Genomic DNA, 10,744 nt, shown 5'->3' on the forward strand with positions numbered 1-10,744 from the left:
CACCAGGTGCACCCGTCCGTCGTCGGTGGCAAAGTGGTCCATGAACACCGTCGGCGCGCCCGGATCGTCCTCGCTCAGGCAGGGGTAGGTCACGCTCGATTCGCGCAGCAAGCGCTCCCAGGTAATGCCTGAAATCGAACTGTGCATGGCCTGCCGCATTTCCTCGTACACCGCCGCCACGCCTTCATTCGGACCTTCGTAATGCCAGCCCAGCCCCAAGCCGGCAGCCATCTGCTGGATGATCCATAAATCGGGCCGGGCATCGCCGGGCGGGTCAATCGCCTGCTGGCCGAGCTGCACCATGCGGTCGGTGTTGGTGACCGTGCCGGTTTTCTCGGGCCAGGCGGTGGCGGGCAGCACCACGTCGGCGAGCCAGGCGGTTTCGGTCATGAAGATGTCCTGCACCACCAGATGCTCCAGGCTGGCCAGCGCATGGCGCGCATGGTTCAGGTCGGGGTCGCTCATGGCCGGGTTTTCGCCCATGATGTACATGCCGCGCACCTTGTGCGGGTCGCTGTCAGGCGCCAGTGCCTTGTGCATGATTTCGACCACGGTGTAGCCGGGCTGGTCGTCGAGCTTCATACCCCAGAAAGTCTCGAACCAGTCATGTGCAGCCTGGTTCGTCACGCGCTGGTAGTTGGGGAACATCATCGGAATCAGGCCCGCGTCGCTGGCGCCCTGCACATTGTTCTGGCCGCGCAACGGATGCAGGCCCGAGCCGGGCTTGCCGATCTGGCCGGTCACGGTGCTCAGCGCAATCAGGCAGCGCGCGTTGTCGGTGCCGTGGACATGCTGGCTCACGCCCATGCCCCACAAAATCATCGCGCCCTCGGCTTTGGCAAATTCACGCGCCACTTCCCGCAAGGTTTGGGCCGGAATGCCGCAAATCGGCGCCATCGCCTCGGGGCTGTAGCCCTTGACGTTTTCCTTCAGGGCTTCGTAATTGTTGACCCGCTTTGTGATGAAGTCCTGGTCGGCCAGGCCTTCGTCAATCACCGTGTAAATCAGCGCATTGAGCATGGCCACGTCGGTGTCGGCCTTGAACTGCAGCGTGCGCCAGGCGTGCCTGCCGATGTCGGTGATGCGGGGATCGGCCAGAACGATTTTCGTGCCTTTTTTGGCCGCGTTCTTCATCCAGGTGGCCGCTACCGGATGGTTGCCCGTGGGGTTCGATCCGATGACAAAAATCAGGCCCGCGTTTGCCACGTCATGGACCTGGTTGCTGACCGCCGCAGAACCCACGCCTTCAAGCAGCGCCGCCACGCTCGACGCATGGCACAGCCGGGTGCAATGGTCCACGTTGTTGCTGCCAAAGCCGGTCCGCACCAGCTTCTGGAACAGGTAAGCCTCTTCATTGCTGCCCTTGGCCGAGCCGAAGCCGGCCAGCGATTTCTTGCCTTGGGTGTCGCGCAGATTTTTCAGCGCGCCGGTGGAAAAAGCCAGCGCTTCGTCCCAGGTCGCTTCGCGAAACACCTCCGACCAGTCTGCCGTGTGGCGGTTGAGCGCCTGCAAGGCTTGCGGGTCCTTGGCGACGCCCGCCTTGCGGATCAGCGGCACCGTCAGCCGCTGCGGGCTGTGCGCATAGTCAAAGCCGAAGCGGCCCTTGACGCACAGCCGGCCATGGTTGGCCGGGCCGTCGCGCCCGTCCACGCTCACGATTTTGTTGTCCTTGACCTTGTAGGTCAGCAGGCAGCCGACGCCGCAGAACGGGCAAACCGAATCGATCTTTTTATCGACGATTTGCGAGCCGATGTGCGTCTTGGGCATCAGCGCGCCGGTCGGGCAGGCCTGCACGCATTCGCCGCAGGCCACGCAGGTGCTGTCGCCCATAGCGTCGTCCAGGTCAAACACGATTTCGCTGTGCGCGCCGCGCAGCGCAAAGCCGATCACGTCGTTGACCTGTTCCTCGCGGCAGGCGCGCACGCAGCGCTTGCACTGGATGCAGGCGTCGAGGTTCACCGCCATGGCGGGATGGGACAGGTCGGCCACGGGCTGCTCGCGGCGCAGGGCCTTGAGTTCAGGCCGCACCGTGACCGCCATGCGCGCAGCCCAGTCGCTGAGTTCACCGTGCTGGCCCATGCTTTGTGCTTGCGCTGGGGTTGAAGGCGCTGCGGGGAGGCCCTCACCCCTGCCCTCTCCCAGGGGGAGAGGGAGTAAGACAGGGCCGCCGGCTGTTATTCCCGCTTCGGCTGTTGTTCCCTGAGGGTTAGGGTGAGGGATCCCCGAATTGGCATCCGCATCATTCCATCTGTAGCCCCGCTCCGGCATGTCCGACAAAAGCAGCTCCAACACCATCTTCTGGCTTTTCACGGCGCGTTCGCTCTGCGCCTGCACTTGCATGCCCGCCGTCACGCTGCGGCAGCAACTCGGCGCCAGCGTGCGTTCACCCGCGATTTCCACCACGCAGGCGCGGCAGTTGCCGTCGGCGCGCAGACCGTCCTGGTAGCACAGGCGCGGAATCTGCACGCCGTGGCGCTGAGCGGCCTTGAGGATGGTTTCCCCCTCAAATGCGTGCATGGTTTGATGGTCGAGCGTGAAGGCGACGGTTTGCAACGTGACTTCAGCAAGCTTGGCAGGTGCGTTCATTCAGGCCACCTCATGCGCAAAATATTTCTGGACACAGCGCACCGGGTTGGGCGCCGCCTGCCCCAGGCCGCAAATCGACGCATCGCTCATCACCGCATTCAGGTCTTCCAGCGTGGTGTTGTCCCAGTGGGGCGCCTCCATCAGCTTCGCGGCTTTCGCGGTGCCAACGCGGCAAGGCGTGCACTGGCCGCAACTCTCGTTCGCAAAAAAACGCATCATGTTCAGCGCTGCATCGCGGGCCTTGTCATGCTGGCCCAGCACGATGACGGCGGCAGAGCCGATGAAACCGCCATGCGGCTGCAAGGTGTCAAAGTCCAGCGGCAGGTTGGCATGGCTGGCCGGAAAAATGCCGCCCGACGCGCCGCCCGGCAGGTAGGCATAGAGCAGGTGGCCGTCCGCCATGCCGCCGCAGTATTCGTCAATCAACTCCTGCACCGTGATGCCGGCCGGCGCCAGCTTGACGCCCGGCCTCTTTACCCGCCCGCTCACGCTGAAACTGCGCAGCCCCTTGCGCCCGTTGCGGCCAAAGCTGCTGAACCAGCCGGCCCCCTTCTCCACAATGTCGCGCACCCAGTAAAGCGTTTCAAAATTGTGCTCCAGCGTGGGCCGGCCAAACAGGCCCACCTCGGCGATGTAGGGCGGCCGCATCCGGGGCTCACCCCGCTTGCCTTCAATGCTTTCAATCATGGCCGACTCTTCGCCGCAGATGTAGGCGCCCGCGCCCCGCCGCAACTCGATCAAAGGCAAGGCGCAAGGCGGGTCGGCCTGCAGCTTGGCGATTTCGGCTTGCAGCAGCGCGCGGCAGCCGTGGTATTCGTCGCGCAGGTAGATGTAGCAGGCCTCAACACCCACCACCTGCGCGGCGATCAACACGCCTTCCAGGAAACGGTGCGGGTCGCGCTCCAGGTAGGTACGGTCCTTGAAGGTGCCGGGCTCGCCTTCGTCAATGTTGACCGCCATCAGGCGCGGCGCGGACTGCCCGCGCACGATGCGCCATTTGCGCCCCGCCGGAAAACCCGCACCGCCCAAGCCGCGCAGGCCCGAATCCTCCATGGTCTGCAGCACGCGCTCGGCGTCCTCTTCCCCATTCACCAGCGACGCCGCCAGCGCGTAACCGCCGTGGGCGCGGTAGGTGGCGTAATCGGTGTAGCCCGACAGCGGCGGAATGCTTTTCTCCGCCCAGTCAGACGCTACGAAATTAATAGCTACTTGCACCCGTGAGTATTGGGCCAGGTTCGCATTTGATACATAAACCACGGATTCAGGCGTGGCAAACGGCACCGGCGTCTGGTGCACCACCACCGCCGGCGCCTGTTCGCAGCGACCCATGCAAGGCGCGGCCACCACCCGCACATCGGCGCCCAGCAAGGCCGGCAAGCGCGCCAGCAAGTCCTGCGCCCCCGCCATCTCGCAAGCCAGCCCGTCGCACACCCGCACCAATAGGCCGGGCGCGGCTTCGTCGCCCTTGACGACTTCAAAGTGGTGATAAAACGTGGCCACCTCATACACCTCGGCCATCGGAATGTTCATCTCCTTGGCCAGCGCGACCAGGTGGCGGTCGTGCAGGCAGCGGTACGCGTCATTGAGCCGGTGCAGATGCTCGATCAGCAGGTCACGGCGATAGCCTTCAGCCGGGCGCTCGCCAATCAGCACGCGCACCTCTTCGAGCGAAGTGTCATCGGCCTGGCGGCCCTTGAGCTTGCTTTTTCGTCGGATGCGGTCGCGCAGCTGGTCCACCGTGGCGATTAGGACGGCGGGAATGTCTGGACGCTGGCTGGACGTATTCATGCCGTACTTTGGCCCGAGGCGGCCGATGCGTCAAATTGAATCGGTGTATGGGGTGATTCAATTTTTGAATGAGGGGGCGGCTTAGCGGCTTGATGCCGTCAGAGCCAGGAGGCCAATTTAGACTGTCAACTTCGATGAAGTTCTTGCGCTTCCATCCGTGTCCCTGCCCTTGAGAAGGTTGCGATCGAGCGCACCAGAAACTCTGCTCCCCGAACGTCAAACCTCAATACGGGGAAGACGTCAACGCACCAGAAATCGCATCGACGGTGTACCCCGTCAAGCCAGACCAGTCTGACAAGTTGAAAATGGTATCGGAGTCGGCAAGTTTTTTAATCTCAACCGTTGTCATGGTCAAAGGTTTGCCTGAGCCACACACGGTTGGTGGATTTAACGGCTGGACGAAATAGACTGCGCTCTGCGTCGTTGTGGACGGATTCGTCACTCTTCGCGCCGTAAAGGCTGCGCTGGTGCTCTTGTTCCCTTGCACCAGCAAGGCCGTTTCGACATCCACGCCGATGCCGCGCGCGGTGGCAGCACTGTTTGTTCCTGACGCAAGTATTCCTCCCGGACAACCGAAACCTGCGTCGGGCGCAACCAGCCGGGCAACAAACGCAATCAATCGCCCCATTCGATCCCGGCTGTCAAGGTGGGCATCAAGAACCGTGTTGACCAAGGCTGGCGGCGCTAGAAAACCGCCCGTCAGGCTCAACGGTTCCGGATCCAGTGTCATGTACTTGTTATAAGGATTGGCCAAGGCCTGGGTTGATGTGACAGTTCCCTTGAGCGCGGCAAAGTCGAACTGCCCCAAGACGGCCAGCCCCGCGCTGGTGCCGCCAATCGGAACATTGTTCTGCATCAGCCCGCTCAGGGTCTGATCCAGTTTCGTCCCCTTCCAATACTTGATGTAGTCGCTCTGATCGCCACCCGCAATGAACACCGCATGGGCTTTGCTGACGACAGAATTGACGAATGCATCGTTTGCGGCTGCGATGCTGGGAATCACGAGCGTTTCAACCGAGGTCAGTCCGAGGGACGCACCGCCGACCCATTGATCCGCGACGGTAGTTGATCTTGTGAGAGCAGCATCGCTGTAGTAGATATAAGGATCGTAAGCTTCAGTGCCCGTCGCGCGGATCACGACGAAACGTCCTCCTGTCCCTGGCTGGATGCCTGCTCTGGTGATCATCCAGCGGAATGCCTCGTCAACATCAGGACCACCGCCCATCAGCACGATTGACGAAGTAGACGGGGCTTTCAGTGTTGCCGCTATCGGTGCTTCTGCGTTGCCCGTGACGAAATAGCTATAGGGCTTGCCGCCTGCCGTGGCGCTGCCAAACGCGGCCGCAAACACCACACCCGTCACCCAACGGACCAAAGTTCGTCTCGATAACCAGCGCGTCAGCAGACTGGAAAGGACGGATGTACTCATGATCACAGGTCTCCTCAGGAAACGGCGGTTATCCAGACAAACAAGACTGATCTTGCCCCTGAAAATGTACGCCCGCGTTGGTGATTAAATTAGACGCGTAGAGGCCTGAGCATGAGAAATATCAATGATGGACAAGTTCGGGTCCAATCCACTCTGGCGTATTTCCTGCGAACTTAAAGCGCGCACCCGGGGCACCGCCCGGTGAGGGGGCCGGAACGTTCGAATGCCTCAGGGTATTCACCATAAATCCTGAATATTCCCTGTCTAGAATCCGGGCATGCCTGAACGCCTCACCCAAGTCCGCTACGAAGAACTCGCACCTGAAGTCCGGCCGCTGGCCGATGACATCCTGAAGGTATCCAGCGCCGCGCTGGGTGGACCCTACAACGCCCTGCTGCGCAGCCCGGACATGGCGCGCCGGTGCTTCGACCTGCTCGACTACCTGCGCTTCAAGACATCCGTCAACAAGCGACTCAATGAATTCGCCATCCTGATCCAGGCGCGCATCGCTAACGCCCAGTACGAGTGGTGGGCGCATGAAACGATCGCCCGCCGCGCCGGCTTGTCCGACGCCGTAATGCTCGACCTGCAGAAGTGCCAGCGCCCGTCGTCCATGCAGGACGATGAGCGTCTGGTGTACGACTACTGCGTCCAGTTGACACTGAACCACCGCGTCAGCGATGCCTTGTGGCAAGAAGCCGTGACCACGATGGGTGAGCAGTCAGTGATCGATTTGACCGTGCTGTCAGGCACCTACGTCATGGTGTCCATGCTGCTCAATGCCACCGAGAGCAGCATCCCCGGGGGCGCTGCGCCGCCGCTGGAAGTGCTGGACCCTGGCGATATCCGCCAGCGTCTGCTGGCCTGAAACCCGGGAACCCCCTCATGTCACTCCTGTTGAAACACACCGTTCGTTCCTGCCTGGCTTTGGCCCTGGCCGCCGTCGCTTTCACTGCGGGCGCGCAGGACTACCCCTCGCATCCCATCACCATGGTCATGCCCTATGCGCCCGGCGGGCCCGGTGATGTCGTGACCCGCGTGATTGCCGGCGCGATGCAAAAAACGCTGGGCCAGACCATCGTTGTGGACAACACGGCCGGTGCGTCCGGCACCATCGGCAGCGCCAAGGTCGCACGGTCAAAGGCCGACGGCTACACGCTGCTGATGATTCATGTCAGCCATGCCACCAGCCTGGCGATGTTCAAGAACCTGCCCTACCACCCGGTGGATGACTTCGAACCGATCGGCTCGGCCACCACCGGCCCGATGCTGATCCTTTCGCGCAACGAGTTCCCGGCTAAAGACCTCAACGAATTCGTGACCTACCTGAAGGCCAACCCATCGAAGGTCAGCCTCGCCCATGCCGGCGTGGGCTCAGCCTCGCACCTGTGCGGCCTGATGCTGATGAGCACGCTGAAGGTCAAGCTCAACGAAATCCCTTACAAGGGCACGGGCCCGGCCCTGAACGACCTGATGGGCGGGCAGGTGGACATCCTGTGCGATCAGACTTCGGGCACCGTGCCGGCGGTCAAGGGCGGGAAGATCAAGGCCTATGCGGCGGCGGGCAGGGCACGACTGCCATCCTTGCCGGAGGTACCGGCCATTTCCGAAGCCGGTGTTGAGGGCTTTGACATCAACATTTCCTTCGGCCTGTATGCCCCCAAGGGAACCCCCAAGCCGGTGCTGGACCAGCTGTCTGCTGCCCTGCAAAAGGCGGTGGCCGATCCTGATGTCCGCAAGCGCCTGGAGGGCATGGGTATCTCGGCAGTCAGCGCCGACCGCGCCCGCCCGGAGGCCCTGCGCGCGCACCTGAAAAACGAAGTCGATACGCTCGGTGGGCTGCTGATCAAGGCCGGCGTGCAGGCCAACTGAGCAACGCTTGCTGAATCGCAGCGAGCGGTAGTGGTGCGGCTGAGCTGCAGCACCCCGAACGATAGCCGCCAAACTCAAGCCCCCAGCGCCCCACTATGTCGCACCGCATCCCGCAGCCACCTCTCATCCCCCGCCAGCCCCAAAGCCGCCTCCAGCGCACGCGAAGGCCTTGCCTTGGCTAAATAAATAAACCCCACAGGCGTCACCATTTCCGGCTCCACCAGCGGCAGCGCCTCCAGCTCGCCCTGGCTGCGCACCGCGCCGACCAGCGCGCCGGGCAGCACGCTGCAGACATCGCCGGCCAGCACGCTCAGGGCCAGCGTCAGCACTGAATTGGTTTCCATGACGGGCGTGACGGCCGCATCCACTTGGGCAAAGGCCTGGTCGACGAGGCTGCGGTTGTGCATCTCGGGCGTCAGCAGGCACAGCGGCAGCTGCGCGGCGTCCACCCATCGCATGGCAGCGCCCAGCCGCAGTTCGGCCCCTGCAGCGCGGGCCGGATTTTGCAGGCGGCGCACCAGAAAATAATGTTCGGCGTACTGCGGCAGCACGGCAAACGACCCGCCTTTTTTAAGCCGGCCGGTAAAGCCCAGCGCCATGTCGAGCGACAGGTTTTCCAGGCCTTCTTCAATTTCCTGCGAACTTAAAGCCCGCACCACCGGGGCAATGCCCGGATGCGTGGCCTGCAGCATGGCGGCAAAACGCGCGGCCACCGGCACGGCGGTGGGTACCACGCCCAGTTGCAGCCGGCCCCGGGGACGCTCGGCGCTGCTGGCCAGTTCCTGCTGCAGCAACGCATGCTCGTGCAGCATGCGCTGGGCGGTGGCCAGCACGCGCTCGCCTTCCGGCGTCAGCCCGGCGTAGCTGCGGGCGCGCTTGACGATGGGCGTGCCAAACTCTTTTTCCAGCGCACGCAAGGCGTTGGACAGCGCGGGCTGGGTGATGTGGCAAGCCTGCGCGGCCCGCGCAAAATGCCGGTGCTCGCTCAGGGCGACAAGGTAGCGCAGGGAGGTGAGGTTCATTTGACGCAGGTCCGGTTCAAGCTGGCCACGGCTTTGACGTCAGGAGAGCAGGCACCAAGCGTCATGTGGGCCTGCCTGCAAAAAAACCGGTCAGTTGAAGAATTTTGCAGCACTTTGCAGCGTGCGGTAAACCCCCCAGGCCAGCGGAATGCCCACCGCCAACCAGGCCAGCACGACCAGCGCCGGGCTGACCGCACCGGAGCCACTGCCGTTGGCCTGACTCCGCTGCAGCACCGAAGCCGACGCTTTCTCGTGCGCCAGCCGCTTTTCTTCGGCCAGTTCTGCGTCCGTCATGAACCACTTGTCGGCCAGCGGACGCACCATCAGGTTGCAGACCAGGCCCACCACCAGCATACCGGCCAGGATGTACATGGTCTGGTTATAGACCTGCTCGCGCGCCATGCCCAGACCCAGTTGGTACTCGCGCATGTAGTTCACCACCACCGGGCCCAGCACGCCGGCCGTCGCCCAGGCGGTCAGCAGGCGGCCATGAATGGCGCCCACCATCTGCGTGCCAAACAGGTCGGCCAGGTAAGCCGGCACCGTGGCAAAGCCGCCGCCGTACATGCTCAAGATGACGCAAAACGCCGCCACAAACAGCACAATGTTGCCTGCCGCCGCGCTGCCCGGCACGCCGAAATACAGCACGCCCCCGAGCACAAAAAACACCACATAGGTCATCTTGCGGCCCAGCTTGTCGGACAGGCTGGCCCAGAAAAATCGCCCGCCAATGTTGAACAGGCTCAGCAGCGCCGTGAAGCCGGCTGCCACGCTGGCAATGGCGGCCAGCTGGGCCTTGTCCAGTTCGCCAAACTTTTGGCTCACGCCAATCAGCGAGCCGCCAAACACCTCCTGCAGCATGGGGGAGGCCATGCCGATCACGCCGATGCCCGCGCTCACGTTCATGCACAGCACCATCCAGATCAGCCAGAACTGCGGAATGCCCCAGACCTTTTTGACATGCACATGGCGCTGCGTGATCATGGCGTTGCCGATTTGCGCCGGGGGCGGCGTCCAGCCGGCAGGCATCCAGCCGGTCTCGGGCACCCGGTAGGTCAAGGCACCGGCCGTCATGAAGACAAGGTAAATCAGCGCCATCACCACAAAGGTCTGCGTCACGCCGGTGTCCAAGGGCGTGGCGAAGTGCTTCATCAGGTCAGCCGCCAGCGGAGAGCCAATCATGGCGCCGCCGCCAAAACCCATGATGGCCATGCCCGTGGCCATGCCACGGCGATCGGGAAACCATTTGATGAGCGTGGAAACCGGCGAGATATAGCCCAGGCCCAGCCCGATGCCGCCAATCACCCCGGAGCCCAGAATCATGAGCCAGAACTGGTGCAGATAGACGCCCAGGGCCGAAATCAGCATGCCGCCGCACCAGCAGACCGCCGACACCATACCAGCCTTGCGCGGGCCGGCGCGCTCCAGCCAGCCGCCCCAGATCGCGGCCGACGAGCCCAGCAACACAAAAAACAGCGTGTACATCCAGCCCAGCGTGGAGATCTTCCAGTCGCACTGGGTGGTGAACAGCTCGGCCCAAAAGCCCACTTCCGGGCCGCACTGGATGGTCTCCTTGATGCCCAGCGCCCTGGACAGCGGTAGCCAGAACACCGAAAAGCCGTAGGCCATGCCGATGCACAAATGTATGGCCAGCGCCGCAGGCGGCACCAGCCAGCGGTTAAAGCCCGGACCGGCAATGATCCGTTCCTTGTCCAGAAAGCCCGGGGAAGAAACTGCCATGTTGATGGGTTCTGAAAAGTTTTAAAAAAGAAACCGGCCCGCCCGAATGAAGGACGCCGCCGGAGCCGGCGGCGTGATACGGCAGATTATCGCGGCGGCGCTGGCGGCGTGCGTTAAGCGCCAGCCGGTCAGGTGTTTTTGGACACCGTGATGGTCGGGAATTTGGACGAAAAGTCCTTGGCCTTGGCGGCCACGGTAATCGCCACCTTGCGCGCCACGGCCTTGTAGATCGCAGCCACGTCGCCGTCGGGGTCGGCCACCACGGTGGGCCGGCCGTTGTCGGCCTGCAGGCGAATCTGCATGTCCA

At 63.0% G+C, this 10,744-nt stretch carries 7 protein-coding genes and 1 pseudogene; 2 read left to right on the top strand and 6 right to left on the bottom strand.

Features of this window, described 5'->3' with window-relative positions; all coding sequences use genetic code 11:
* The 3 genes from Q8K05_RS09690 to Q8K05_RS09700 form a co-directional block, all read right to left on the bottom strand.
* The coding region (locus tag Q8K05_RS09690; protein WP_305246424.1) for a molybdopterin-dependent oxidoreductase at positions 1–2,586 on the bottom strand (2,586 nt) is incomplete at its 3' end.
* Positions 2,587–4,374: an NADH-ubiquinone oxidoreductase-F iron-sulfur binding region domain-containing protein gene (locus tag Q8K05_RS09695; RefSeq protein WP_305246425.1), complete on the bottom strand. Its 1,788-nt coding sequence runs from the start codon at positions 4,372–4,374 to the stop codon at positions 2,587–2,589.
* A gap of 223 nt (positions 4,375–4,597) precedes the next feature.
* Positions 4,598–5,803 (bottom strand): cyanophycinase, encoded by a 1,206-nt coding sequence (locus Q8K05_RS09700; protein ID WP_305246426.1) that lies wholly within the window; start codon positions 5,801–5,803, stop codon positions 4,598–4,600.
* A gap of 277 nt (positions 5,804–6,080) precedes the next feature.
* Here Q8K05_RS09700 and Q8K05_RS09705 point away from each other — a divergent pair, with 277 nt between their 5' ends.
* Together Q8K05_RS09705 and Q8K05_RS09710 are read left to right on the top strand one after the other, a co-directional pair.
* The gene (locus Q8K05_RS09705; RefSeq protein ID WP_305246427.1) at positions 6,081–6,671 is read left to right on the top strand and encodes a carboxymuconolactone decarboxylase family protein; all 591 of its coding nucleotides are present in this window, start codon (positions 6,081–6,083) and stop codon (positions 6,669–6,671) included.
* Between the two features lie 17 nt (positions 6,672–6,688).
* Positions 6,689–7,675 (top strand): tripartite tricarboxylate transporter substrate-binding protein, encoded by a 987-nt coding sequence (locus Q8K05_RS09710; protein WP_305246428.1) that lies wholly within the window; start codon positions 6,689–6,691, stop codon positions 7,673–7,675.
* Positions 7,676–7,749: 74 nt separating this feature from the next.
* On the opposite strand, the gene Q8K05_RS09715 is transcribed toward Q8K05_RS09710, so the two are convergent.
* From Q8K05_RS09715 to Q8K05_RS09725, 3 genes and pseudogenes are all read right to left on the bottom strand, one after another.
* A complete protein-coding gene (locus Q8K05_RS09715; protein WP_305246429.1) occupies positions 7,750–8,697 on the bottom strand; it encodes a LysR family transcriptional regulator in 948 nt (315 codons plus the stop codon).
* Positions 8,698–8,787: 90 nt separating this feature from the next.
* On the bottom strand, positions 8,788–10,437 hold the full coding sequence (locus tag Q8K05_RS09720) for an OFA family MFS transporter (RefSeq protein WP_305246430.1): 1,650 nt from the start codon (positions 10,435–10,437) through the stop codon (positions 8,788–8,790).
* A gap of 128 nt (positions 10,438–10,565) precedes the next feature.
* Positions 10,566–10,744, bottom strand: a pseudogene (locus Q8K05_RS09725) (iron-sulfur cluster carrier protein ApbC); the annotation flags it as partial.

The organism is Polaromonas sp. (assembly GCF_030682935.1).
Classification (GTDB): Bacteria; Pseudomonadota; Gammaproteobacteria; order Burkholderiales; family Burkholderiaceae_C; genus Polaromonas.